At 63.5% G+C, this 24,104-nt stretch carries 20 protein-coding genes; 9 read left to right on the top strand and 11 right to left on the bottom strand.

The genetic code is table 11. From position 1 onward, the window contains the following. Positions 1–83 precede the first annotated feature (83 nt). Both V1292_RS20415 and V1292_RS20410 read right to left on the bottom strand, forming a co-directional pair. Entirely contained in the window at positions 84–1,259 is a 1,176-nt protein-coding gene (locus V1292_RS20415; RefSeq protein ID WP_334374492.1) for a DUF2336 domain-containing protein, read from the bottom strand. Positions 1,260–1,681: 422 nt separating this feature from the next. Further along, positions 1,682–2,683, bottom strand: coding sequence for an AraC family transcriptional regulator (locus tag V1292_RS20410; protein WP_334374491.1), 1,002 nt, complete (start codon positions 2,681–2,683; stop codon positions 1,682–1,684). 134 nt (positions 2,684–2,817) lie between these two features. On the opposite strand from V1292_RS20410, the gene V1292_RS20405 reads away from it, so the two are divergent. The 4 genes from V1292_RS20405 (at position 2,818) to V1292_RS20390 (ending at position 6,870) form a co-directional block, all read left to right on the top strand. Continuing rightward, positions 2,818–4,242: an FAD-binding oxidoreductase gene (locus V1292_RS20405; RefSeq protein ID WP_334374490.1), complete on the top strand. Its 1,425-nt coding sequence runs from the start codon at positions 2,818–2,820 to the stop codon at positions 4,240–4,242. Between the two features lie 132 nt (positions 4,243–4,374). Further along, positions 4,375–5,082 carry an SDR family oxidoreductase gene (locus tag V1292_RS20400; protein ID WP_334374489.1) on the top strand — a complete coding sequence of 236 codons (708 nt, stop codon included), beginning with the start codon at positions 4,375–4,377 and terminating at the stop codon, positions 5,080–5,082. A 74-nt stretch (positions 5,083–5,156) separates the two neighbouring features. After that, on the top strand, positions 5,157–5,474 hold the full coding sequence (locus tag V1292_RS20395; protein WP_334374488.1) for a hypothetical protein: 318 nt from the start codon (positions 5,157–5,159) through the stop codon (positions 5,472–5,474). A 46-nt stretch (positions 5,475–5,520) separates the two neighbouring features. Beyond that, positions 5,521–6,870, top strand: a complete 1,350-nt coding sequence (locus tag V1292_RS20390; protein ID WP_334374487.1) for an amidohydrolase — start codon at positions 5,521–5,523, stop codon at positions 6,868–6,870. Positions 6,871–7,028: 158 nt separating this feature from the next. Here the strand turns inward: V1292_RS20390 and V1292_RS20385 are convergent, their stop codons facing one another. The 3 genes from V1292_RS20385 to folE all read right to left on the bottom strand — a co-directional run bounded on the left by V1292_RS20385 (position 7,029) and on the right by folE (position 9,439). Then, on the bottom strand, positions 7,029–8,087 hold the full coding sequence (locus tag V1292_RS20385; RefSeq protein ID WP_334374486.1) for a transglycosylase SLT domain-containing protein: 1,059 nt from the start codon (positions 8,085–8,087) through the stop codon (positions 7,029–7,031). 170 nt (positions 8,088–8,257) lie between these two features. Then, positions 8,258–8,671, bottom strand: a complete 414-nt coding sequence (gene hisI, locus V1292_RS20380) for a phosphoribosyl-AMP cyclohydrolase (protein WP_334377108.1) — start codon at positions 8,669–8,671, stop codon at positions 8,258–8,260. Positions 8,672–8,716: 45 nt separating this feature from the next. Then, entirely contained in the window at positions 8,717–9,439 is a 723-nt protein-coding gene (folE, locus tag V1292_RS20375; protein WP_334374485.1) for a GTP cyclohydrolase I FolE, read from the bottom strand. Positions 9,440–9,683: 244 nt separating this feature from the next. Between folE and V1292_RS20370 the strand changes: the two genes are divergently transcribed. Then, a complete protein-coding gene (locus V1292_RS20370; protein WP_334374484.1) occupies positions 9,684–10,133 on the top strand; it encodes an iron-sulfur cluster assembly scaffold protein in 450 nt (149 codons plus the stop codon). Positions 10,134–10,267: 134 nt separating this feature from the next. Here V1292_RS20370 and V1292_RS20365 read toward each other — a convergent pair whose 3' ends face one another. Then, positions 10,268–11,212, bottom strand: a complete 945-nt coding sequence (locus tag V1292_RS20365) for a hypothetical protein (protein ID WP_334374483.1) — start codon at positions 11,210–11,212, stop codon at positions 10,268–10,270. Positions 11,213–11,450: 238 nt separating this feature from the next. On the opposite strand from V1292_RS20365, the gene yidD reads away from it, so the two are divergent. Then, positions 11,451–11,804, top strand: coding sequence for a membrane protein insertion efficiency factor YidD (gene yidD / locus V1292_RS20360; RefSeq protein WP_334374482.1), 354 nt, complete (start codon positions 11,451–11,453; stop codon positions 11,802–11,804). Between the two features lie 34 nt (positions 11,805–11,838). Here the strand turns inward: yidD and V1292_RS20355 are convergent, their stop codons facing one another. Both V1292_RS20355 and V1292_RS20350 read right to left on the bottom strand, forming a co-directional pair. After that, a complete protein-coding gene (locus V1292_RS20355) occupies positions 11,839–13,056 on the bottom strand; it encodes a hypothetical protein (protein ID WP_334374481.1) in 1,218 nt (405 codons plus the stop codon). A 2-nt stretch (positions 13,057–13,058) separates the two neighbouring features. Next, positions 13,059–14,429, bottom strand: a complete 1,371-nt coding sequence (locus V1292_RS20350; RefSeq protein WP_334374480.1) for an APC family permease — start codon at positions 14,427–14,429, stop codon at positions 13,059–13,061. A gap of 293 nt (positions 14,430–14,722) precedes the next feature. Between V1292_RS20350 and V1292_RS20345 the strand changes: the two genes are divergently transcribed. Continuing rightward, positions 14,723–16,033, top strand: coding sequence for an alpha/beta hydrolase (locus V1292_RS20345; protein ID WP_442895541.1), 1,311 nt, complete (start codon positions 14,723–14,725; stop codon positions 16,031–16,033). A gap of 17 nt (positions 16,034–16,050) precedes the next feature. Here the strand turns inward: V1292_RS20345 and V1292_RS20340 are convergent, their stop codons facing one another. Next, positions 16,051–17,223 (bottom strand): MFS transporter, encoded by a 1,173-nt coding sequence (locus tag V1292_RS20340; protein ID WP_334374478.1) that lies wholly within the window; start codon positions 17,221–17,223, stop codon positions 16,051–16,053. Positions 17,224–17,519: 296 nt separating this feature from the next. Here V1292_RS20340 and thrS point away from each other — a divergent pair, with 296 nt between their 5' ends. Together thrS and V1292_RS20330 are read left to right on the top strand one after the other, a co-directional pair. Beyond that, positions 17,520–19,571 carry a threonine--tRNA ligase gene (gene thrS, locus V1292_RS20335; protein ID WP_334374476.1) on the top strand — a complete coding sequence of 684 codons (2,052 nt, stop codon included), beginning with the start codon at positions 17,520–17,522 and terminating at the stop codon, positions 19,569–19,571. A 76-nt stretch (positions 19,572–19,647) separates the two neighbouring features. Next, on the top strand, positions 19,648–20,211 hold the full coding sequence (locus V1292_RS20330; protein WP_334374475.1) for a nitroreductase family protein: 564 nt from the start codon (positions 19,648–19,650) through the stop codon (positions 20,209–20,211). A gap of 3 nt (positions 20,212–20,214) precedes the next feature. Here V1292_RS20330 and V1292_RS20325 read toward each other — a convergent pair whose 3' ends face one another. Beyond that, complete coding sequence (locus tag V1292_RS20325) at positions 20,215–22,698, bottom strand: EAL domain-containing protein (RefSeq protein ID WP_334374474.1); 2,484 nt, start codon at positions 22,696–22,698, stop codon at positions 20,215–20,217. Positions 22,699–22,863: 165 nt separating this feature from the next. Continuing rightward, entirely contained in the window at positions 22,864–23,862 is a 999-nt protein-coding gene (locus tag V1292_RS20320) for a hypothetical protein (RefSeq protein WP_442895624.1), read from the bottom strand. Between the last annotated feature and the right edge of the window lie 242 nt (positions 23,863–24,104).

Below are 24,104 nucleotides of genomic sequence, written 5' to 3'. Positions count from 1 at the left end.
GCGCACTTGCGCCGTGCCCACCATTCTTTGCGCGGTTGGAATGGTGGGCACGCTTCGCTCTGCCCACCCTACAAAAGCTGGATTTACGCCGCGATCAGATCGCGCACGGCTGGCACGAACGCTTCGTCGGCGACCAGCTCCTCGCAGAACAGGCGGGCCTCCTCGCGCGCGGACTCAGTTGCGAAGCGCCGCAGCAAGATCAAGAGCGGCTCGGCGGCCTTGCGGTCGGTCTCGCAATGGGTCAGCACACGCTCGACCATGCGGCGGCGCAGCCTCGCGGCGCCGCCGATCGTGTCGACAAAGCCGGTCTCGCGGCTGACCTCGAGCGCGATACGGAAGGCGCCGAACGTGGATTCGGGAAGGCCTGCGCGGATCAGGAGCGCCTGCAGGCTGGCGCCGCCGCGGTCGTGCAGCAGCGCGGTGACGCGGGCCAGCGGCAGGTCGGCCAGCTCGGCAAGCGCCGCATCGAACAGTTCAAGATTGCCAGACAATAGCGCGCGCAGGATCAGGCCAGCGGTCAGTTGCCCGGTGGCGCGCAGGTGCCGCACCAGGCCCAGCATGTCATCGCCGCGCGACCGCGCCGCGATGTTCACGGCCGAGCGCTCGCGCGCTTCACTCGCCAGCCGCCCTGCCCGGTCGGCGCTCAGCCAGTTCCGGGCGACCACGAATTGCGCCAGCGTGTCGGAGAGTTTCGCGACCAGCGCCGCGCGGGTGGCAGCCGGCAGGCCTTCCAGCACCAGCATCGATTCCCTGATCGCGGCGAGATGGCCGTGACGTTCGACGATACGGTCCCAGGAAAACGGCGCGAGCTCAGCGTAGGCATTCTCGATCAGTTCGAGCGCTGCGGCCGCCGAGCCGACTTCGGCAATCGCGGCGGAAACCGAGGGCGGCAGATTGATGCGGCGGGCGATGGCGCATTGCGTGTCGCTGTTGCCGGTGGCGACGATGTCGACCAGGTCGGCGTCGATCAGAAGCGGCGAATGTTCGAGCAGGGGAAGCGCGATCGAGGGCTGATCGAGCGAGAGCGCCTGCACGATCGCGGCCGGCGCATCCGAACTGCGCGCGAAGACTTCCGACATCGCCTGGCGCACCAGTGGCGACGGGTCATCGAGCAGCATCAGCAGCGCGCCTTCGGCAGCGATGCGATCATCCTCGCTGAGATCTGAAATCAACCAGGCCCGCGCCAATGCCCGCGTCGCCTCTGCCCGCTCGCCTGCCGGAGCGGTACGAATCCAACTGATGAACTGCCGAACGATCATGGTCCTGGCTTTACGCAACCTGAAACGACACCGTGACGCGGTGCCACTATTAGAAAAAATAAACCATGACGCTTAACAAAGGGTTCACCATAAACGGCTGGTTTCATTGACGTTTTGTTAAGGGTGGGAGGCCGAAGCTCTCTACTCCTCATCCTGAGGAGCGCGGAACGCGCGTCTCGAAGGATGGAGGCCCGGCTGGGGCCGCATGGTTCGAGATGGCTAACGTGCCTCCTCACATGAAGGTCAGCGGCCGAACATGCCGCTGCAATGCTAGTCACACGCTTCAACTTATTTGAAGGTTCGAAATCCTGTCGGGCGCCCAGGTGTCTTGCGGAACCGGTAGTGCTCTGGAAACTTCCGCTTTCGGGGCGAAGCGCACATGAGTTGATCTGCTGTCGGCTCAACCCGGTTGCGACTGACCCTCAACCGACATTCGGCGAGGAGCAGGGCCCCGCAGGTCTATCGCTGCCCGCAAGCTTTCTCCGATACTGCGCCGGCGGTAGACCGAACTCGCGCTTGAACGCGCGGTTGAATGCGGCCTCGGATTCGTAGCCGACATCCAATGCGAGTTGCATAACGGTCTTTTGGGTCGTCTGCAGCAGCCTCGCCGCCAGTTGCAATCGCCACCGCACCAGATAGGCTAATGGCGACTCACCGAGGAACCGAGTGAAGCGATCGTTGAGGGAGGAGCGTGAGGCTCCGATCTCGGCAGCGAGGTTCTCCACGGTCCAACGATGGTGGGGGTTACGATGCAGCGCCGCGAGCGCGCCTCCGACGACTGGGTCACGAGCCCCCGCGAGCCAGCCGGTCTGCTCGGGCGGAAGCTGCTCCATGTAGCGCCGCAACGTCTCGATGAAGAGCGCCTCCGCCATCTTCGAAAGCAACACCGTTCCGCCCGGGCGCTTGCACTCCGCTTCAGAGACCAAATGTTGAATCGAGCTTTCCAACCACCGGCCGGCTGCATCGCTGCGGATACTGACCTTGAACAGGGATGGAAGCCCGGCAAGGAACAGGCGGTCGGCATGCCGCTCACACCCAAAATAGCCACAGATGAATCGGGTCGCTGCGCCGCCCCCGCCACAGCGCGTGACACTGAGGTCGCCCGAGAAGACGTTTTCGAGCCAGGCGCCGCCGTCAAGCAGTCTCGCCGGCGAGCCCCTGAAGAGCCTGTGGGGGTCGCCGTGCGGAACAATCACGATGTCGCCCGCCGTTAGACTCAGGTCCGGCGCACCTTCGATGCGCGCTACCGCTTCTCCCTCGGTCACCAAGTGATAGGGCACGAGACGCTCGATTCCGGGGGCTAGCACGTGAGCAATCTTGTGCGCGTAAGGCTCCGCAAACCCCCACGGCGCGGTGAACTCCGCGTTGAAGAAGATGGCGCCGGTCATCCGCACCGTGTTCAAGGCCTCGGAAAGCGCGTCCATCACTCAGCCAACCCTACAGAGCTCGGACTTGAGCTGGACAGATCGGCTGCAAAGAATCCTGGCTCTCCTGCAAATGTTTGAGGTCTCGACTAGCATAGGCTGCGCCTCCTCTGACAAGGAAGGAACTAGCTCAGATGGGTGTGCGTGTCGACCAAGCCAAGGCTGCCGTCTTCGATAAGGCCGTCGAAAATCTGCGCCGTTCAATCACCGGCGAGGTGCTGGCCACGTCCGATGCGGGATATGACCGCGCCCGCGCCGTGTGGAACGGCATGATTGATCGCCGTCCCGCCGTCATCGTTCGCTGCAGGGGCACCGTCGATGTCAGAGCCGCCCTGGGATTTGCACGGACCCAGGATCTGCCTGTCTCCATCCGTGGAGGCGCCCATAACGTTGCGGGCCATGCCGTTTGCGACCACGGCGTGATGATCGATCTGTCGCCGATGCGCAGCGTGCGTGTCGACCCCGAACGGCGGCGCGCCTGGGTCGAAGGGGGTGCCACCTGGAGCGACGTTGACCGCGAAACCCAGGCCTTCGGTCTGGCGACACCCGGTGGCCTGATCTCCGATACCGGCGTGGCCGGGCTTACGCTCAGCGGCGGCATCGGCTGGATGCGGAGCCGCTACGGCCTGTGCATCGACAATCTCGTAGCGGCTGAAGTTGTCACCGCGGATGGATGCATTGTCCGCGCCAGCGCCGAGGAGAACGACGACCTGCTCTGGGCGCTCAAGGGGGGTGGCGGCAATTTCGGGGTGGTGACGACGTTCGAATTCAGGCTTCATCCCATCGGACCGACGGTGATGTTCTGCGCGCCTGTCTATCCGATCGAAGCAGGCAGCGGTCCGATCCGCTTCTGGCGCGACTTCCTGGCCGACAAGAACGACGATGTCGCCTCACTCGTGGAATTTTCGACAATCGCCCGCGATCCCGCCTATCCAGAAGATGCGTGGGGCAAGCGCGTCTATACCATGGCAGCTGTCTACGCCGGTGATGCAGCCGCCGGCGAACGCCTATTGCGGCCGCTCCGCGAGCTGGCGGAACCTGTCGTCGATCTCTCAGGCCAGATGAGTTATTGCGACCTGCAAAAACTCTTCGATACCCAGACGCCTTTCGGCCAGCGTCGCTGCTATTGGAAGAGCCATTACCTGAGCGCGCTGTCAGACGCGACCGTTGACGCTATCGTTCAGTCGAGCGCCGCGCCACCTTCACCCTTCACGCTCTCGTCGATCTGGAACTTCGGCGGCGCCATGGCACGCGTGCCGGCCGACGCCACGGCATTCGGCGACCGCTCCATGCCCTACATGCTCTCCATCGATTCGATCTGGAGCGAGTCTGCGGACGATGAGACTAACATCACCTGGACGCGCGACTTCTGGAAGCGCATGCAGCCGTACGCGCAACAGGGGCGCATGTATCTCAACTTTCCCGGCCTCGGCGAGGAAGGTGAGCGTCTGGTGCGCGACACCTTCGGCGCCAACTATGGTCGCCTGCAGGCGATTAAACACAAATACGACTCCAGGAACACCTTCCGCTTCAATCCGAATGTTCCGCCGGCCGCATGACAGGGCGACTTGCCGGACAATCCGTCCTGAAGAAACCCATTTGGTGTCCTTCTACGAACGGCAGCTTCGGGTCATCTCCGGGAGTCTCGCGGCTCAGCCCGCAACGTGTCAAGTGTCTCAGAAAGCTGTAAGATGATTCTGTCGGGAAAAGCCATTCTCATTACGGGTGCCTCACGCGGAATCGGCGCCGCAGTCGCCAAACGACTCTCCAGAGCGGGCGCGGACGTCGCGCTATGCGGACGTGACAAGACAGCGCTCGAAGCGACGAAACGGGACTGCGAAGGCGAGGGCGCGCGCGTCGCGCTGCTACCGGGCGACATCCGCGACGTGGCCTATGCCGCAGGCCTCGCAGAGAACGCGTTTGGCGCACTCGGTCGCCTGGACGCGGTCGTTAACAGCGCTGGCGTCTTCGTCACGGGACCGGCGCAAGACGCCGATCTCGCCGAATGGGACCAGGCTCTGGACGTGAATTTTCGGGCCTGGATGCACCTGACGCGACGCGCTTTGCCGATCCTGATGCGCCAGCCGGAGAGCGCCGTCGTGAACCTATGCTCGATCGCCGGACGAACGACGTTTCCGGGCGGTGGCATCTACACTGCGACGAAGCATGCGGTGCACGCGTGGTCGAATTGTCTCTTCGACGACGTGCGCGACAAGGGGGTGAAGGTGTGCGCGATCTATCCCGGTTACGTGAATACAGACATGGCGGCGCACGTGCCGGGCGATCACGACAACATGATCCAACCTGACGACGTCGCGCAAACGGTCGAATTCGCGCTGCGTCTTCCCGCCACAAGCTGCCCGACCGAGATCGTGTTGCGCCCACAGCGACCGCTGTAGGATTCCGGCCGCCATCGCCACAGCATGTCCAGCAGCTCGAAGGCTTGGATCGTAGCGAGACCGTAGGAGCTGTCATGGGCCAGTATGTCTTCCTCTTGACCCTTCTCGCCGAGTTCAGGCGGGCCCTTGCCGCGGCGCGGCGCTACGAAAACCTGAGATACGGCTGTGCCTACCACGATGCCCTCGCACCCGCTGAGATCCCACGACGGATCTTTGAGGAGTTCTACGCAAGTAAGCTGGACTCCGACGATGCAGCGATTGCTCCGGGCCAGAATACGGCCTGGTCCGGCTTGCAGACGATCTGCCACCAATACGGACATGACCTTCCGGAAAGCCCCGAAAATCGGTGCCATGTGCGTCAAATTTGGGTTCGTCCGGGAAATCCCGGTTGAAGGCGGACACCCGCGCATTATTCGCATTCCCGCCCTGGAGTAGCCCATGTCACGGCGTCTTCGTTTTTCACTGCCGTTCGTCCTTCTGGCGGCGTTCATGCCGCCGCCAGCGCAGGCGCAATCGGCCGTTCCTGAACTGGAGAAGGAAATCCGGCAGCGCGCGGCCGCGATCGAAAGCAAGCTGATCGCCTGGCGGCGCGACATCCACGAACATCCGGAACTGGGCGAACAGGAAACGCGCACATCCGCGCTCGTCGCCGCCCACCTCACCAGCCTCGGCCTCGAGGTAAGGACCGGCGTGGGTGTCACCGGCGTGGTAGCAATTCTGAAGGGCGCCAAGCCCGGCCCGGTCGTGGCGTTGCGCGCGGACATGGACGCGCTGCCGGTGAAGGAGCCGCCGGGCTTGCCGTTCGCATCCAAGGCCAAGGGCAAATATCTCGACCGCGAGGTCGACGTGATGCACGCCTGCGGTCACGACGCGCATACTGCCATCCTGATGGCGACCGCGGAAGTTCTAACAGCGATGAGGGATAAACTGCCCGGCACCGTGAAGTTCATCTTCCAGCCGGCCGAGGAAGGGCCAAGCCTCTATCCGTTCGGCGCTGTCTTGATGGGCAAGAGCTGGGGCGGCAAGCTGATGGTCCAGCAAGGCGTATTGGAGAATCCGAAACCGCACGTCGTTTTCGGGCTGCATGTCACCGCGGGTCTGCCCGCCGGCCAGCTCGCCTATCGCGGCGGGCCGGCGCGGGCGAGCGCGGACGGACTGCGCATCAAGGTCATCGGCCGGCAGGGCCACGCCGGCTTTCCCTGGCGCACCGTCGACCCGATCACCACCGCGGCGCAGATCGTGCTTGGCTTGCAGACGATCGTCAGCCGGCGCGCCGACTTGATGAAGTCGCCGGCAGTGGTCAGCATCTCGACCATCAATGGCGGCACGCGCGGGAACATCATTCCCGACAGCGTCGAGATGACCGGCACCATCCGCACCTACGACCAGGGGGTGCGCAAGGGCATCCATCGCGACATCAAGCGGATCGCCGAAAATATCGCCGTCAGCGCCGACGCCAAGGCCGAGGTCGGCATCCTCGAAATCTACGACACGACCGTGAACGACGAGCGCGTCACCGCGCGCATGGTGCCGGTGCTGGAGCGCGCGGCCGACGGCGATGCAATCCTCAGCGAGCTTTCCGGCGCGGCGGACGATGTCTCGGCGTTCCTCGCTCAAGTGCCCGGGCTTTATTTCAACCTCGGTATCGTGCCGCGCAGCCAAGACATTACCAAAGCCGCGCCGAACCATAGCCCCGACTTTTTCATCGATGAGAGCGCGCTCGTCGTCGGCGTGCGCGCGCTTGCGATGGTGACGGTGAATTATCTGGCCGCCGAGAAGACCGACTGAGCGATCCAACGTGAAGAATTTCACTTCATATCGGTAGGTGATCTACTTCCGAGTCTGGCACATCGCGAAATTTTGCTGCAACGCAAAGCTCGGTCGCTGTCGGGGTAAGTCGGACATAGAGCAAACCGCATTTCATTCAGTTTGGCTGAAGCTACCGGCTAGCTGCTAAACGTGCCGAAGCGGTCACTGAAGAGATCGAGCCGGCCGGGTGCGCGGACCTCGGGCTTATGTCCCGACAAGACGGTGCTCGCGGAGGCAACTGAGGTTGCCGGCTCAACCGAGGTTGCTGACGCAACCGAGGTCAGCGACGAATTGCTGCCCCACAATTCCTGCACCGCCGGCGAAATCGGCTGTGTGCGTTCGCCGGCCTGGAACAGCGAGCGGAAGATCGGCTCCGTTGACGTCGACGCGGTCTGCGCCGTTGCCGCCACCGGCGTCACCGCGCGCGAATCCGGGAAGCTCGAGAGATAGGCGGCATTGTCGACCGCCATCGCTGCCGGCGCGCTCGCGACCGTGATGCGCCGGGGCAGATCGCCGCCGGCGGCCGCCATCGCCGTGCGCGTCACCGGCGAACTGGCGGCAGCCGCATAGCGCGTGCTCAGCACCGAATAGACCTGTGAGACGCTGCGCGGCTGCCCGGAGCGGTCATAGAAGATCGATTGATTGGCCGCCGCAGCGTTCGGAAACATCTGCACGGCTGACGCGTTCGGATTGTCCTCGGCGTTCTGGATCAGCTTGCCGGCGCCGCCGACGCCCATGAAATGCGCCATATAGAGTTCGGCATCGGTCGGGCGGCGCCCGATCTTGCCGGTCAGTTTGAAACTGTTGGATTGCATCAGCACCGCCGCCATCGATGAGGCAGCGTCGGGATCGTCGCGCAGCCGCATGATCGCGGCGCGTGCCGCGGGATCGTCGACCGAATAGCTGCCGGACGGATTTTTGGTGATGGCGTCGGCATATTTGCCGTAGCCGAGATGGGCACCCGCCTCCTTCACCGTGCCGAGCCAGGTCTGGTCGATGAACTGAAACAGCCCGCGCGCCGACGAGGTGGTTGCGGCGGCCTTCGGGTTGAAGTTGGATTCCATCTTGGCGGTGGCGAGCAGATATTCGAAGCTGGCGCCGGTCGTCGATGCGGCCTGCTTGATCGAGCCCGCGATCCTCGCGCGCGCGGGATCGACACCTGCCGCAGCCGTGGCGCTTGATGTGTCGACCGCCATATCTGTCGTGCCCCGCTCCTCGCGACACCTCGCGCGGGCTCTCAAGGCACTGGCAATCAGTGCCTATTACAAGGGCAAGACTGCCGCAATTATGGTTAAGAGGGGGTTAAGGGGCCGCACCGTCTCGAGATTCCGGGTTCAGCCCTGCGGGCTGCCCCGGAATGACAGAGTCACTTGCGATACACCTTCTCTGGATCGAATTGCCTCTCGGCATCGACAAACGACACGCGCGCGCCGCCATCGGCCGCCTCGATCCTGCGGTAGAAGCAGGAATGCCGCCCGGTGTGACACGCAGCGCCCCGCTGCTCGACGCGAATCCAGATGGCGTCCTGATCGCAATCAACGCGCATCTCGACCACGCGCTGGGTCTGACCTGACGTCTCACCTTTTCGCCACAACGCATTGCGTGATCGGCTGAAGTACCAGGCGTCGCCGCTTTCGATCGTCTTGCGCAGCGCTTCCTCGTTCATGTGCGCGACCATCAGCACGTCACCGGTCGCGGCATCGGTCGCCACACAAGTCACGATGCCGGACGCGTCGAATTTGGGCTGGAAGGTCAGCCCCTCTTCACGTTCATTGGTCATTGCGGATGTGGACACGACAGGGCCTCGCGGAGCAATTCGGCGAGGCTACCGGTTGGGCCCTCGCACCAGGGACAGGAAACGCTGCTGCTCCGCCGGATTGTCGCGGAACATGCCGGTAAAGCGGCTGGTGAACGTCATCGCGCCATGCTTGGCGACGCCGCGCACCGACATGCAGGTATGCTCCGCCTCGATCAGCACGGCAACGCCGCGGGGTTTCAACACCTCGTCGATCGCGGCTGCGATCTGGGCCGTCAGGTGCTCCTGGGTCTGCAGGCGGCGGGCAAAGATATCGGTGAGCCGCGCCAGCTTCGACAATCCGACCACCCGCTCCACCGGCGTATAGGCGATATGCGCCCTACCGTAGAACGGCATCATGTGATGCTCGCATTGCGAGGTGAATTCGATATCGCGGACCAGGACAAAATCGTCATATCCGGCGGTTTCGCCAAAGGTGCGGTCCAGCACCTCGGCCGGGCACTGATGATAGCCCTGATAGAGCTCGTCGAAGGCTTCGACCACGCGGCGGGGCGTATCCAGCAAGCCCTCGCGATCGGGGTTTTCGCCGATATAGCTGAGCAGCGTGTGCACGGCGTGTTCGGCCTCGGCGCGCGACGGGCGCGGCAGGTCGGCGCGGACGGCAGCGGCCAGGAACTCGGCCGGATCGAGTTCGGCCGGGCGGGCTTCCGGGGCCACGTCGGGCGATTTCACTTCGGAAGACTTCAAATCGGAAGACTTGCCAGGGCGGAGGGATTTGATCAATGCGTCCATGTCTTCTCCGTTCGACCGGCCTGCAAAGACCGGAGTGTCACCGGGCAGACGGGGCGGTTTTGCCGCCGGGCGCCTGAGTCCCATCCACAACACGTTGACGGCCGAACTGGTTTCCATGTCTGGTCCATGTCCGTCCGCCTACGGCAAACGGCCGGGCTGTTTTTCCGCCGTTCCTGTCCATATATAGGACGATGAAACCCAGCCGCCAAGGGCGCTCGGATCGCCGCCCGGGACACCGATTCTCATGCTGAACGACATCTACAACAAGCGGATCATTGAATTAGCGGGCAATATCCCCCGCCTCGGTCGCCTCCCCGACCCCCACGCCAGTGCTACCGCCCACTCCAAGCTGTGCGGCTCGACCGTCAAGGTCGACCTCAAGATGGACGGGCCCGTGGTCAGCGACTTCGCACATGACGTGAAGGCCTGCGCGCTCGGACAAGCCTCCTCCTCGATCATGGCAAGCCATGTGGTGGGCTCGACGGCTAGCGAGTTACGTGAACTGCGAGAAACCGTGCGCAGGATGCTGAAGGAAAACGGCGGTCCCCCGCAGGGCAAATGGGCCGACATCGCCCTGCTCGAGCCGGTGCGCGACTACAAGGCCCGCCACGCCTCGACCATGCTGACGTTCGACGCCGTGGTCGACGCCATCGGCCAGATCGAAGCCAAGGCAAAGCAGCCGGCGCAGGCGTGAGCCGGGTACATCGCCATCGTACCCCGCGAATGCCAGGTATCCAGTACCCGGGGAATTCTCGATTTATCACCGCAACCACGGCGTACTGGATCATCCGCTTTCGCGGATGATGACCACCGTGTGTTGGGTGCAGCCTATTTCTGTGGCGGCTGATTTTGCTGCGGCTGAGCCGGCTGCACCGGCGCGGCCGCAGAGCCGCCGGTTGGAACCGCGGCTTCGGCAGTCTTGGTCGACTTGCCCGACTGCGACTGCGCGTCGCCCTCCGTCACGGAACTGACGAAGCGATCCTGCGGCTTGGAAGGCTTGGCCTCAGCCATCGGCACCGAAGCATTGTCCTGCGGGAACACGTCGGCGACCGCATCGGTCGTGACGAGATTGCTCAGGCGCAATTCATCACGCGACAATTGGTGCAAATCTTCCCACGGCGGAACACTGAGCGCGAGCGACAGCAAATCGCCGGTGCCGCCCATGTCGAAGGTATATTTCGTGAGGCGACCGATATCGCGTTGCACGATCATCAGGTCCTGCGCGCTGTAGCTCGAGCCCTTGGCGTCATCGGCGCGATCGCCCATCCAGATCTGGTGCACGCGGACATGTGCGGCGGGCGGCACGTAACGCGTCTTGCCCGACAGCAGCAGGAATACGCACATCGACTCGCAATAGGCTTCCGGCGCCACGCTGACGCGTTCGCCACGCGGAGTCTTCGTGCGCACCGTGGTGCCGACGGTCGTCAGCGCGCCGAGGCTGCGGAACCGCCGGCCAAGCGCGATGGAATCGTTGACCGAGCCGCCGCTGGAATCCAGCACGATGGTCGCGCCGGCGAGTTGGCGGCCCTTGGCGAATTCGTCGAACGCCCGCGGACTGTCCCCTGTGACGATGCCGACGGCCGAGACCCAGCCCTTGCAATCCGGCTGGCATGCATTCCACTTGAAATGCATTGGCTGTTTGCGTTCTTCGAGGGTGCCACCGGCATACGCCGAATTACCCAGCATCGTGATTGCGCCCGGCAATGCGAGGCAAAAGGCAGTGGCACCGAGAAGGGCCCAGCCGCGAAGTTTCAGCGACGTCTCAAACCTCAATTTGGTTCCTTCCCCCAAGCAGCCCCGTCTACGACTGGTGGCGATGGCCCCGTTTTAGCGCGAGATGATTCTGTCATCGATCCGTATGAAAACGGTAACTGTGCTGACGTGTGTCGTCCATAATACCTTGGCTTGGTACGCTGCATTGCAGTGCGATAATTCCTAAGTGTGGCCAAATATCTGCAGGAATTCAGTTCCTGGCTTGGGAACTCCCGCAAGACTACGTACATAGTGCTGCATGGCATCGGCAGGTCCTTCATCGTCACAGCAAAAACAATGCACGGATTGTGCCAGCATCGCCCGTCGTCTGCCGCGCAATGCCGGACGCGCGCTGATCTGGATCTATCGGCATTCGCTGTCGCTGCTGGTCGGCTACAACTGCCGGCATCTGCCGACATGCTCGGTGTATGGCGACGAAGCGATCGAACGTTTCGGCTTGTGGGGCGGCGGCTGGATGACGCTGGCGCGGCTGTTGCGCTGCCATCCCTGGGGCACGTCCGGGATCGACAACGTGCCGCTTACGACGCCCGCGGGTGCGCGATGGTATCTGCCGTGGCGCTACGGACGGTGGCGCGGCGTCAACCCCTCGTGAATGCAACGCTCGCGGCGAGCCTGGATTCCGCCGCTCAGCGCCAGAAGAAGAATCCATCGCCCCTCGGCCAAGGTCCGATATCCGCCGGCGGCCGTGGCCTTCGCGGACGCGGCGGTGGCGGCGGCGTCTCGACGGACGACACGGCCTCCGTGGCGGGCGACCCATCGTCGGGCAATCGTACCGACAACAGCAAATTCGATTCTGGCGTGCGCCAGCGATAGCCGATGCCGAAATCGATCGGCTGCGCACGCTGGAAGAGTGCTGCATATGACGCCTGGTAGCGTCCCGGGAATTCGTCGATCGGTCCGAGATAGCGGCCAAACGGGAACAAGCGCCATTTCCTACTGCTATAGTAAGCGAGCGGAATTCCAGAATCGTCCTGGATGATGGTGGCGCTGTTGTTGAGCAGGAAGTCGCGCACCGTGGTGAAGTTGCCGGAATGCGGGAGGTAGGACGCGCTCTTGATCAGGCTGTTGCCGGGCGCGAGCGTTGCGCAGAATTTCAGGAATCCGCTCGCCTTCACGCCGGAGTTGGAGAGATCGGTCGAGAAGTAATACAGCGTCTTTTCCTGACCGTCGCTGCCGGTGAAAATGATGCGCACGCCACGCACGGCGTTCGGCCCGGGATTTTCGCCTGCGAAATACGCCGCGCCCTTGTCGTCCAGCGAGATCGGACTGACGCCCTTCACGTTCATGCCCGAGCGCGCCAGAAACACATAGAGGATCGGCAAGGTGCCGCTGATCTGGCCCGCCTGCAGATCGGTCTTCATCTGTTTGGTGATGAAAAAGCTGAAGCTCAGGATCGAACTGAGCGAACGTTCGACGTTGTAGAGCGCGGACGCGATGCCGCCGCGCGGCAAACCCGTCAGGTCGGGCACCGAGCCAACCGGCTCGAGCGCACTCAGCACGTAGGTCGAGGCCTTGGGATAGAAAGCGTTCGCATAGAGAAAATCCGGGCCTGAGAACATGTAGAACATGGTCGGCTTCGGCGCCGCCAGATTGGTATCTGCCCAGGCGCGGATCCGCGATATTTGGCGCTGCTCGAGCTGGCCGAACGCGGTATCGAAGAATTTGGCGTGCCGTTGCCAGGCAGGATCTTTGGTGAGCGGCGCCAGCGGCGAGTCCGCCGACGGCATCAGGCCTGCGAGAAATTTCGCAGTGTCATCCGCCGTCGCGGTTTGGGCACGGAGGGCAGCCACAGCCGCCAGCAGCATGACAGCAGCAAGCGTCGCCGTTCTCAGACAGTGCAGCATGCTCATTCCCGACCCGTTGCGGCCACGGGAACTTGATCTACCCGCTTACGGAAGACGGCGTAAATCAAGAGACCTGAAAACATGATCAAAAGACCCAGCAGCGACTGCAACGGCCGTTCGGTCAAAAGGTAGTACATCATGAACCCGGTCACGAGCAGGAAAACCACAGGGGTTACCGGGTATCCCCAGGCACGGTAGGGCCGCGGCAGGTTCGGCTGCGTGATGCGCAGCTTGATCACCCCGAGCACGGTAAAGAACGAGCAGAACAGCAGTGCGAACTGGATGAAGTCGAGCACCGCCTCGAAGCTGCGCGTAAGCAGCATCAGGCTCGCGACGGTGAGCTGAAACAGAATGGCGTAGGCCGGCGCACCGCTGGCCGACCGGCTGGCGAACGGCCGCAGCACCGGAATGTCCTCGCCCATCGTCATCATGACGCGCGGCCCGATCCACATCATCGCGCTGATCGAGGAGATCAGCCCGAAGCAGATCATCGCGCCGACGATGCGGCCGCCGAGCTCGCCGAAGATGTAGCTGCCGGAGATGCGGGCGACGTCGAGCTGGCCCGCAAGCTTGTCGATCGGCGCAGTGTGCAGGAACACGGCGTTGAGCGCGACATAGAGCACGAGCACGATCAGTGTTCCGATCAGCATCGCCCGCGGCACGTTGCGCTCCGGCAATCTCACCTCGCCGATAATGTAAGTTGCCGCGTTCCACCCTGAGAACGAATACATCACGAACACAAGGCTGATCGCGAACGGTGCGCTGACGATATGGGTGAAGTCGGACGCCGATGGCGCGAACGAAACCGGCTGCGCGGTGCCGATCACGAAGCCGCAGACCAGGAAGGCTACGATCAGCACCACCTTCAGGATGGTGGCGACCAGTTGAAAGGTCGAGGAGTGCCTGATGCCGGCGAGTTGCACGAGCGACACCAGCCAGACCACGCCGATCGCAAGTGCCAGCGACGGCGTGTTGGGAAACACCGACTTGCCATACTCGCCAAACGCCATGGCGGCGAGCGCCACTGGCGCTGCAAAGCCGACCGTCGCCGACACCCAGCCCGCCACAAAACCGAAGGCCGGGTGATAGGCCCGGCCGAGGAAGTTGTACTCACCGCTCGAGCGCGGAAACATCGCGCCGAGCTCGCCGTAGGAAAACACCCCGCACAGCGCGACGATGCCGCCGACCGTCCACAGCAGCAGGATGGAAAAGCCCGAGGGGATGTCCTTGACCTGAAAGCCAAGGCTGGTGAAGACGCCGACACCGACCATATCGGCAACCACGATGGCAACCGCCACCACGACCGAAACGCTGGAACCGCTGCCGGAGCGCGAACCGGGCCAGGCCGGGCTTCCCGTTTCTGATGCCGCCATCTCGGACCGTACCTTCAGCGCCCAGCCAGGAGCTCATCGTGCAGGGTGACGCCCCTGAATTCAAGCAATGTTAACAAGGGTTTAAATTGAGATACAAAATAGGTTGCATGATACCTCCAAGTGCACCGTGCCACTACTGGATTGCGAAAACATAGTGGCGGTCCCACAATCGCGACACGATTGCATGGTCTGCTCAGGCTTCCGGGTGCGGGGAGTTTTTCCGGACGCTTAACGTCGCCTAAACGCGTGCGAGCTTACGCCGGTTGACGGTGGATCTTGGGGCATTGGGGTGGATGGTCGGAGCTAATCCGAATTTCCCGACAGTTGATCGCGCCAGCCGGGCGACGTCTCCGGCCATGCCGCGCCGTGTGCTGCCCCTTCGATGGCACTGGGCGGCGATGGCCGCGCTGATCATGCCGCTATCCTTCGTCCTGGTTCAATGCGGCAAGGCGCCGAACCCGGAAATGCTGGCGGCGAACACGGATGGCGCCAAATCCCGGGCCGCCGAGCCGCAGCCTTCCGCCGACACGTTCGACGACCGTTTCCCCCAGCCGCAATTCGCCGACCGTTTCCCGACAGCGGGTGAAAGCCTGCCGCAAATCCAGCACCAGGTCGCACTGGCGCCGCAGCAGCGCGCGGTGCGTACCGAACCGGTGCGGATTGCCTCGCTAACGCCAACGCTGACGCTACCCCGCAATGAGCGTGAAGAGCTGACCACGCTGGTCAGCATGAAATCCTCCGCCTTCCCCTATTTCGGCACCAATCCGCGCTCGGAAGAACCGTTCCTCAACATCGTCAAAGGCGACCGCAAGGGCCATCGCAGCTACAGCGGCAAGGTCTACTGGCAGGACGAGACCTACAACGACAGCCGCGTCCTGGTACATGTCCCCGAGACGTTCGATGTCAGGAAGCCCGGCGTGATCGTGGTGTTCTTCCACGGCAACGGCGCGACGCTGGAACGCGACGTCCGCGACCGCCAATTGGTGCCGCAGCAGATCTCGGATTCAGGCGTCAACGCCGTGCTGCTCGCCCCGCAAATGGCTGTCAACGCCGCCGACTCCTCGGCCGGCAAATTCTGGCAGCCGGGCGGCTTCAAGCGCTTCATCGAGGAGTCAGCAAGCCACCTCGCCCGCCTCCACGGCGATCCGAAGTCGGCGCAGGCATTCGCCAACATGCCGATCGTGATCGTCGGCTATAGCGGCGGCTTCCTGCCGACGGCGTGGAGCCTGGAAGTCGGCGGCCTTCCCAACCGGGTCCGCGGGGTGTTCCTGCTCGACGCCGTCTATGGCGAGCTCGACAAGTTCGCGTCGTGGATCGAGAAAAACCGGACCGGCTTCTTTGTCTCTTCGTATACCCGCTACACCAAGCGGCGCGACCTGGAGCTGATGCAGATGCTCCGCGACAGGGGCATCGCCGTCACCGAGAGCATGGACGGGCCGTTGAAGCCCGGCAGCGTCGTGTTCGTGCAGACGCCCGATGGCGTCACCCATCGCGATTACGTCACGCAGGCCTGGACCGAGCATCCGGTCAAGGACGTGCTGGTCAAGATGGCCGCAACGCCGGCTTTGACCCGGGTTGCGAGTGTCCCCTACGCAAACCGGTAACGGCTTCGCCGCCGCGACTAGATCTTGCTGGGTTTTGTCAGGATCACCGTCGTCAGTGCGAGCGCGACAAAGGCCGCCCCGACATAGCCATTGGCGAAGAGCAAATCGCGCGCGTACAGGAAACCGCCGATGGCCGAACCAATGGCCTGTCCGACGTAGAGCACGGATGTGTTGAGCGACACCGATGCGGACGCCAGTGCAGGCGCGGCGCCGACCAACCTCACCTGCTGCATCGAATTGGTGGAAGCAAATCCAATACCCCAGATCGCGACCGAGATAGCCATCAGCGGATAGATGCCGGCGCTGAGCGCCCATCCGCTCACGCCGGCCAGCAATATCGACGTGAACAGCATCGAGGTCTTCCACGCGCCCCAGGAATCGACGATGCGGGTTCCGATCGCGGTGCCGATGACGCCGCAGATACCGTAGCAGGCAAATACCAGGGCGATCGGGTCCGGGCCCGCGCCCGTCAGCCGCGCCAGCAAGGGGCCCATATAGGTGAACACCACGAACTGGCCGGACATCTGCGCGGTCGTGATCAACAGCAACAGCAGGATCATCCGGTTGCGGCCGATCGCTGCCCAGGTCTTGAGATCGACCGGCGCACCCATCAGCCCGCGAGGCAGACGCCACGCCAGCAGGAGAAAACTCAGGCAGCTCATTGCTCCGATGGCGCCATAGACCGCCTGCCAGCCATAGCGGCTGGCAATGAACGTGATCGCCGGCAGACCGACGGCCGCCGCCAGCGACCAGCCGAGAAAGATATAGGCGATGGTGCTGCCGCGTCTTTCTTCAGGCACGATCAGTGCGGCTGTTCCCGCCGCTTGCGGCGTGTAGAGCGCGCCGATTGCCAGCATGACCAGGCGAATGGCGAGCAGGCTCGCGTAGTCGGGCGCAAAGGCGGAGGCAATGTTGGTGAGCGCCAGCACCGCAAGGGTGGCCGTCAGCAGGGTGCGGCGCTCGATCCTTGAGGTCAGCCACGCCGTGACCGGCGAACCGACGCACAGCATGATCGCGCCGAAGGTGATCAGAAGACCAGCGGTGCGGATAGAAACGTCGAGACCGGCAGACAGTTCGACCAGCATACCCGCCGGCGCCAATACCGAGCAGCCGGTGACGACGTTGCCGAGCATCAGCGCAGTTGGTGCAAAGCGGCGCTCGGCGTGGACGGGCCCGGGCACATGTTTCATGCAGATGCATGTAGACTGTGAGCCGTGCCAAGAAAAGGACGCGATACCGGATTATTTGTCATCGCTTGTTATGAGTTTCATTGATTTGACGGCGCTGATGCCAAGCGGCTCTGCGCACGTCGCCGAGACGGAGAAGCATTCTTTCCCGGACGATGGGGCCATATGCTTGCCCTGCGGCCCTGCCATCATGGCCTATTTCGCGAAATTGCCCGATTGCAGGGGCCGAATCCCCTGCTATACCGCTGCTTTCCCGCTTACCTGCGCTCGTTCGCAGGAGTGAGCTTTAGGAGACGCCAATGCCTGACAGCAATGCACCCGCATCGGGGTTCCAATTTGGCCTTGCGAATTTGAAACCGGCCGAACCCGTGCAAAAAATCACCCTCACCTTCCCCGACGGCGCGAAGCGCGACTTCGCCAAGGACACCACCGGGCTCGACGTCGCCAAGGGCATATCGCCCTCGCTCGCCAAGCGCACGGTCGCGATGGCGCTGGACGGCGTGGTCGCCGACCTCAACGATCCGATTTCGCACGATGCGAAGATCGAACTCATCAGCCGCGAAGACCCGCGCGCGCTCGAACTGATCCGGCACGACTGCGCGCATGTGCTGGCCGAAGCGGTGCAGTCGCTGTGGCCGGGCACGCAGGTCACGATCGGCCCGGTGATCGAGAACGGCTTCTACTACGACTTCTTCCGCAACGAGCCGTTCACGCCGGAAGATTTCGCGGCGATCGAAAAGCGGATGCGCGAGATCATCGCGCGCGACAAGCCCTTCACCAAGGAAGTCTGGGATCGCGAGAAGACCAAGCAGGTGTTCCGCGACAAGGGCGAGGCCTTCAAGGTCGAGCTGGTCGACGCCATTCCCGGCGACGAGCCCATAAAAATCTATTTCCAGGGCGACTGGTTCGACCTGTGCCGCGGCCCGCACATGAGTTCGACCGGCAAGATCGGCAACGCCTTCAAGCTGATGAAGGTGGCGGGCGCCTATTGGCGCGGCGATGCCAACAACCCGATGCTGACGCGCATCTACGGCACGGCATTCGCCAGGCAGGAAGAGCTCGACGCCTACCTCAAGCAGATCGAGGAAGCCGAGAAACGCGACCACCGCAAGCTCGGCCGCGAACTCGATCTGTTCCACTTCCAGGAGGAAGGCCCCGGCGTGGTGTTCTGGCACCCGAAGGGCTGGACCATTTTCCAGGCGCTGATTGCCTATATGCGACGCCGCCTGACCGGCGACTATGACGAGGTCAATGCGCCGCAGATCCTTGACAAGGGGCTGTGGGAAACCTCGGGCCACTGGGACTGGTACCGCGAGAACATGTTCGCGGCGCAGTCTGCCGGCGACGAGGCGGAGGATAAGCGCTGGTTTGCGCTGAAGCCGATGAACTGTCCCGGCCATGTGCAGATCTTCAAGCACGGCCTGAAGAGCTACCGCGACCTGCCCTTGCGTCTGGCCGAGTTCGGCGTAGTGCACCGCTACGAGGCGTCCGGCGCCATGCACGGGCTGATGCGCGTGCGCGGCTTCACGCAGGACGACGCGCATGTGTTCTGCACCGAAGCCCAACTCGCCGAGGAGTGCCTCAAGATCAACGAGCTGATCCTGTCGACCTACGCCGATTTCGGCTTCGAGGGCGAGCTCACGGTCAAGCTCTCGACCCGGCCGGAGAAGCGCGTCGGCACCGACGAGATGTGGGATCATGCCGAGCGCGTGATGGCCACCGTGCTGGCGGAAATTCAGGCCAGCGGCAGCAACCGCATCAAGACCGAGATCAACCCGGGCGAAGGCGCGTTCTACGGGCCGAAGTTCGAATATGTGCTGCGTGATGCCATCGGCCGCGATTGGCAATGCGGCACCACGCAGGTCGACTTCAACCTGCCGGAACGGTTCGGCGCGTTCTATATCGATGCCGACGGCTCGAAGAAGGCGCCGGTAATGGTGCATCGCGCGATCTGCGGCTCGATGGAGCGTTTCATCGGCATCCTGATCGAGCATTTCGCCGGCAATTTCCCGCTCTGGCTGGCGCCGATCCAGGTCGTGGTCACCACCATCACCTCCGAAGGCGACGAATACGCCAAGGTGGTCGCGGCTGCCGCGCGGCGCGCTGGCCTGCGTGTCGAGATCGACCTGCGCAACGAGAAGATCAACTACAAGGTCCGCGAGCATTCGCTGGCGAAGATCCCTGCCCTGCTCGTCGTCGGCAAGAAGGAAGCCGAGACCCATTCGGTCTCGATCCGCCGGCTCGGCAGCGACGGGCAGAACGTCATGCCGACGGCCGAGGCGCTGGCCGCTCTCGTCGAGGAAGCGACCCCGCCGGACGTCAAGCGGGCGCGGTCCGCGGTCCGATCATAATCGGTCTAAATCCGCTTCCGCTGGACCGGCTGTGCCACTATCTCTGGCACAGCCACTTCCGACGAAAGAGACCCTTGTGCCCGACGCTATCGAACTCCTGAAGATCCGCCGCTCGGTCAAGCCCCGCGAGATGAGCGGACCCGGCCCGACCGCGGGCGAACTCGAGACCATCCTGACCATCGGCGCGAGGGTGCCCGATCACGGCAAGCTGACGCCGTGGCGCTTCATCGTGTTCGAGGGCGATGCCCGGGCGCGGGCCGGCGACGTCATTGCGCGGGTGTTTGCGAAAAAGAACCCGTCCGCGCCGGCCGCCGACATCGAGGTGGAGAAGCGCCGGCTGATGGACGCCCCGCTGGTGATCGCGGTGGTGAGCTTTACCCGGCCGCACCCCAAGGTGCCGGCGTGGGAGCAGGAATTGTCCGCCGGCGCCAGCGCGATGAACATCGTCACCGCCGCCGCCGCGCTCGGTTATGGCGCCTGCTGGCTGTCCGGCTGGTTCGCATTCGACCGCGACGTGCTCGACGGGCTCGGACTGAAGGCGGATGAAAAGCTTGCGGGTTTCATCCATATCGGCACGCCGTCGAAGCCCGCGGAGGATCGCCCTCGCCCGGCGCTGTCGGACATCGTGACACGGTTCTAGGGCTCACGCCGCCTTCGAAGCCCGCTTATCGAACCCGGACAATAACGCGGCGAGTTCGGATGCCGGCTTTGCTGCGCTGAACAGAAAACCCTGCACCTCGTTACAGCCTTCGGCGCGCAGCCAGTCGAGCTGGTCCATGGTCTCGACGCCTTCCGCCGTCGTCGTGATGTTCAGGCTGCGCCCGAGGCCGGAGATAGCGCGTACGATCGCAACGCAATCGGTACGCTCGACGAGGTCCTTCACGAACGATCGGTCGATCTTGATCTTGTCGAAGGGAAAGCTCCTGAGATAGCTCAGGCTCGAATATCCGGTGCCGAAATCGTCCATGGATATGCTGACGCCGAGCTCGCGAAGCTGATGCAGGATCGCCAGATTGGCTTCGGTTTCGGCCAGGAAGACCGATTCGGTGATCTCGAGTTCGAGCCGGCGCGGCGACAGGCCGGAATGCGCCAGCGCCGAAATTACCGCCTGAACCAGGTTGCGGCTGCGGAACTGGACCGGCGACAGGTTGACGGCGACCTTGATGTCATCCGGCCAGTTCACTGCCTCCGAACAGGCCTCGCGCAGCACCCACTCGCCCAGTGCCACGATCAATCCGATATCCTCGGCGACCGGAATGAAATCGGCCGGCGAGATCATGCCCTTTTCCGGACTGCGCCAGCGCAACAGCGATTCGAACCCGCTGATGCGGTTGGCCGCAATATCCACCAGCGGCTGATAGTGCAGTTCGAATTCGCCGCTCGCGAAGGCGCGACGCAGGTCGCGCTCCATGTCGCGGCGCTTCTGTGCCTGGCGGTCCATCTCGCGCTCGAAGAAGCGATGGACGCCGCCGCCATCGGACTTCGCCCGGTAGAGCGCCATGTCGGCGTTGCGCATCAATTCCTCGCAACTCGTGCCATCGCCGGGCGATAGCGCAATGCCGACGCTGGCGCCGACAACCACCTCGATGCTGTCAAGGTCATAGCGCGCGCTCAATACGCCGATCAGCCGGTCGGCGAAATCGCTCACGTCGTTCGGCGACACCTCGGAGACCAGCACAACGGCGAATTCGTCACCGCCAAGCCGCGCGGCGAGATTGTCGCCACGCACTTCGGATTTCAGCCGCTCGGCCACCTGCTTCAGCAGGCGGTCTCCCATCGGATGGCCGAGTGAATCGTTGACGTTCTTGAACAGGTCGAGATCGACGCACAGCACCGCCACGCGCCGGTTGCCGGTCGCCGCCCGTTCGAGCGCCTGGCGAAGGCGCTGCTGGTAGAAGTCGCGGTTCGGCAGGTTGGTCAGGCCGTCGTGATGGGCCATGTGGGCAATTCGCGCTTCCGCCGCGCGGCGTTCGGTGATGTCGACGACGGCCACCAGATAGCCGTCACGCCCGTCGAAGGCGACGCGCCGCCCAAATGTCAGCACATGGATTTCGCTGCCGTCGGCCTTGAGATGCCGCCAGTCGCGGCTCGAATTATAGACATCGCCGACTTGCTGCAGCGCCTGGCTGTGGCTTGCCCATTCGTCCTCCGGCCAGATTTGGCGAAGTTGCATCTGCAGGAAGGTTTCTCGGGGATAGCCATAATGCCGTACGGCCGCGTCGTTGACGTTCAGGAACTGGGTCGTTTCGGCATCAAACACCCACATCGGCATCGGATTGTTGTCGAACAGCAGGCGGAATGAAACCTCGCTCCGCTTCAACGCCGTGACGTCGGAAACCGTGAGCGACAGCATGTCGCCGAATGCCGTCACGCCCAACCGCAGGCAGCGGTCCTCGCTGTTGATTTCGATCTGACCACCATTGCCGCTGGCGATGATTTCGCGCAGCCGCTCGGTCACCTCCGGCGCGCATAACAGGTTTCCGCCCGCACCGAGCCTGCGCCACAACAATTCCGTCGACGACTTCCGCAGCAGCCGCGCGGCGCCCTGATTGAGATGGACGATCTGGAAATCGGACGGCTGCCCGTCCGCATCGCGAATAGCCGCCAGCGACAGCATGCCCTCGTCGGTCGCGGAGAAGATCGTGTCCAGCAGGTTGATTTGCGCGTCGCGCTCGTTGACGTAGGCGCCGACCAGGGTGGTACCCCAGCGTGACGACGTCGGCAGCGCAAGCACGTCATAGGTCCGAACCAGCCCATCGCGCACGCAATGCGCCGTGGCGAGGTACGGACGACCGTTCTGCAGCGCGTTGGATGCCGCCTCGCCGAGCGCGGTCGCGCAATCGGGCGGCAATGCACTTAAGGAAATGTCCCAGCGATCATCAGCCAGCCATTGCTGGACGTAGCGGCCGGTATGCAAGACAGCGAACGTGTCGTTGTCGTTCCGCAGCAGCACGATGTGATCCGCCAGCCGGCCGAGGCTGCCGAGCATGACATCTTCATAGCGTGGCAGCCTGTCGCCCGGACGCAATGCGGCCTGCCATTTGCGTTTCAGGACCGGGACGTCGGCGAACATCTCGGTGTTGAATTTCTCTGACGTTTTTTTCGACGATCTGTTGGCCGCAACCATGACCTGCCCCGCTACGCGCACTCAATCCCGGGGCATCCAATGCAGCCGGGTTTAAGGCTGTGTAAAAATTGCGGCAGCGGTACGCCGATATGGCGATTATGACAGTTTTAAGTTGCGCGATGGTTAGTCGGCATTAGAGACTATGACAGTCAAACGCGCAAACGGTCAGCGCGGCGCCACGACCTCGACCTCGCCGTCAACGCCGTTGACGACGTTGAAGGAGCGCTCGAACACCTTGCCTTCGTTCTTGGCAATCGCCCGGTACTCGCCTTCGGACAGCACCACACGCGGAAACGCGCCGATCGATTCCTTGATGACGTCGCCGCCCGGCGTGATCACCGACCATGCGGTGTTGGCGAGCGCCTCGCCGCCCCTGTCGCTGACCAGCTTCAGCGTAATCACCGCCGCGCGGTGGGAGACGGTCACGTCCGTGAGCTTGCCGGCCTGGACGCGGATGTCGGAGCGCACCACCGAATTGGCATCGCCATAGTTGGAGATGATGTAGTAGGTGCCCTCCGGCAGCAGCGCGACGTCGCCCGCAGCGACGTTCGGGAGCAGCGGGGTGCGTTCGGAGCCTTCGAATTGGCTGCCCTTGTAGATCGCGAACGAGATCTGGTTGGGGGGAATCTTGCTGGTGCCGACGCGCCCCTCGATGCGCAGTCCGCCGGCCGGAAGCACGAAAGCCACGCGGTCCGTCTCGGCTTTCAGGCTCACCGCCCGCACCGCGCTGACCAGGCCGAGAGCGACATGGACGACGTAATTGCCGGGCGGCAGCACGATGTTCGGGGTCGCGCCGCGCTCCTCGCGAATCAGCTTGAACGTGCCGGTATCGTCGGGCTTGTCGGCAAATACCCGCCACACCAGCCCGCCGTTGATAACAGGCAGATCCTTGCCGTAGCGCGCCGTCAGCGACAGCACCGCCTGACCTGCGGTCGCAGCACCCGGCGGCGGCACCACCGGCGGCACGGTGGTGACTTGTGGCTGAACGATGGTCGGCTGGTTCAGCGGCGCGGGAAGCGGTGGAATCGCGCCCGTCCCCGATGGCGGCGCCAGATTCATGGCAGGCCCGGTCTGGGCGTCTGGAACCACGGCGGGCGGCACCGGAGGCGGGCGAGCCGAGAACCACTGGGCCGAGACCGGGGCCGGATGCAAAGCAACCAGCATGAAGGCGACCGCCAGCGCCGGGAAAGGCCATCTGCCCCGCCCATATCTTACGATACCGTTGCCGCCCGAAATCATCGCCATGCTTTTCACTTAAAACGCGGCAAATTCAAGCCTTCGTGGCCGAAGTTTGGCGAGCGGCGCTAGCTGGCGGAACCCGCACCGGGACCCAATGTTAATCCAGCGGTCGTGGTCCAGTCACATTCCCTGCCTAGGCCGGCATTCGCCGGGCATAAACCATGCAT

The organism is Bradyrhizobium sp. AZCC 1719 (assembly GCF_036924525.1).
Classification (GTDB): Bacteria; Pseudomonadota; Alphaproteobacteria; order Rhizobiales; family Xanthobacteraceae; genus Bradyrhizobium.
The sequence above is the reverse complement of the archived record's forward strand: the minus strand, read 5'-3'. Positions and strand labels throughout refer to the sequence as shown.

What these genes read in the sequence shown, in the direction of transcription:
- V1292_RS20385 (WP_334374486.1), bottom strand. Translation starts at nt 8,087, where the DNA reads ATGGCGGTCGACACATCAAGCGCCACGGCTGCGGCAGGTGTCGATCCC.
- V1292_RS20395 (WP_334374488.1), top strand. Translation starts at nt 5,157, where the DNA reads ATGGGCCAGTATGTCTTCCTCTTGACCCTTCTCGCCGAGTTCAGGCGG.
- V1292_RS20410 (WP_334374491.1), bottom strand. Translation starts at nt 2,683, where the DNA reads ATGGACGCGCTTTCCGAGGCCTTGAACACGGTGCGGATGACCGGCGCC.
- V1292_RS20320 (WP_442895624.1), bottom strand. Translation starts at nt 23,862, where the DNA reads ATGCTGGTTGCTTTGCATCCGGCCCCGGTCTCGGCCCAGTGGTTCTCG.
- folE (WP_334374485.1), bottom strand. Translation starts at nt 9,439, where the DNA reads ATGGACGCATTGATCAAATCCCTCCGCCCTGGCAAGTCTTCCGATTTG.
- V1292_RS20415 (WP_334374492.1), bottom strand. Translation starts at nt 1,259, where the DNA reads ATGATCGTTCGGCAGTTCATCAGTTGGATTCGTACCGCTCCGGCAGGC.
- V1292_RS20405 (WP_334374490.1), top strand. Translation starts at nt 2,818, where the DNA reads ATGGGTGTGCGTGTCGACCAAGCCAAGGCTGCCGTCTTCGATAAGGCC.
- V1292_RS20400 (WP_334374489.1), top strand. Translation starts at nt 4,375, where the DNA reads ATGATTCTGTCGGGAAAAGCCATTCTCATTACGGGTGCCTCACGCGGA.
- thrS (WP_334374476.1), top strand. Translation starts at nt 17,520, where the DNA reads ATGCCTGACAGCAATGCACCCGCATCGGGGTTCCAATTTGGCCTTGCG.
- hisI (WP_334377108.1), bottom strand. Translation starts at nt 8,671, where the DNA reads ATGACCAATGAACGTGAAGAGGGGCTGACCTTCCAGCCCAAATTCGAC.
- V1292_RS20325 (WP_334374474.1), bottom strand. Translation starts at nt 22,698, where the DNA reads ATGGTTGCGGCCAACAGATCGTCGAAAAAAACGTCAGAGAAATTCAAC.
- V1292_RS20345 (WP_442895541.1), top strand. Translation starts at nt 14,723, where the DNA reads ATGGTCGGAGCTAATCCGAATTTCCCGACAGTTGATCGCGCCAGCCGG.
- V1292_RS20390 (WP_334374487.1), top strand. Translation starts at nt 5,521, where the DNA reads ATGTCACGGCGTCTTCGTTTTTCACTGCCGTTCGTCCTTCTGGCGGCG.
- V1292_RS20355 (WP_334374481.1), bottom strand. Translation starts at nt 13,056, where the DNA reads ATGCTGCACTGTCTGAGAACGGCGACGCTTGCTGCTGTCATGCTGCTG.
- V1292_RS20370 (WP_334374484.1), top strand. Translation starts at nt 9,684, where the DNA reads ATGCTGAACGACATCTACAACAAGCGGATCATTGAATTAGCGGGCAAT.
- V1292_RS20340 (WP_334374478.1), bottom strand. Translation starts at nt 17,223, where the DNA reads ATGAAACATGTGCCCGGGCCCGTCCACGCCGAGCGCCGCTTTGCACCA.
- V1292_RS20350 (WP_334374480.1), bottom strand. Translation starts at nt 14,429, where the DNA reads ATGGCGGCATCAGAAACGGGAAGCCCGGCCTGGCCCGGTTCGCGCTCC.
- yidD (WP_334374482.1), top strand. Translation starts at nt 11,451, where the DNA reads ATGGCATCGGCAGGTCCTTCATCGTCACAGCAAAAACAATGCACGGAT.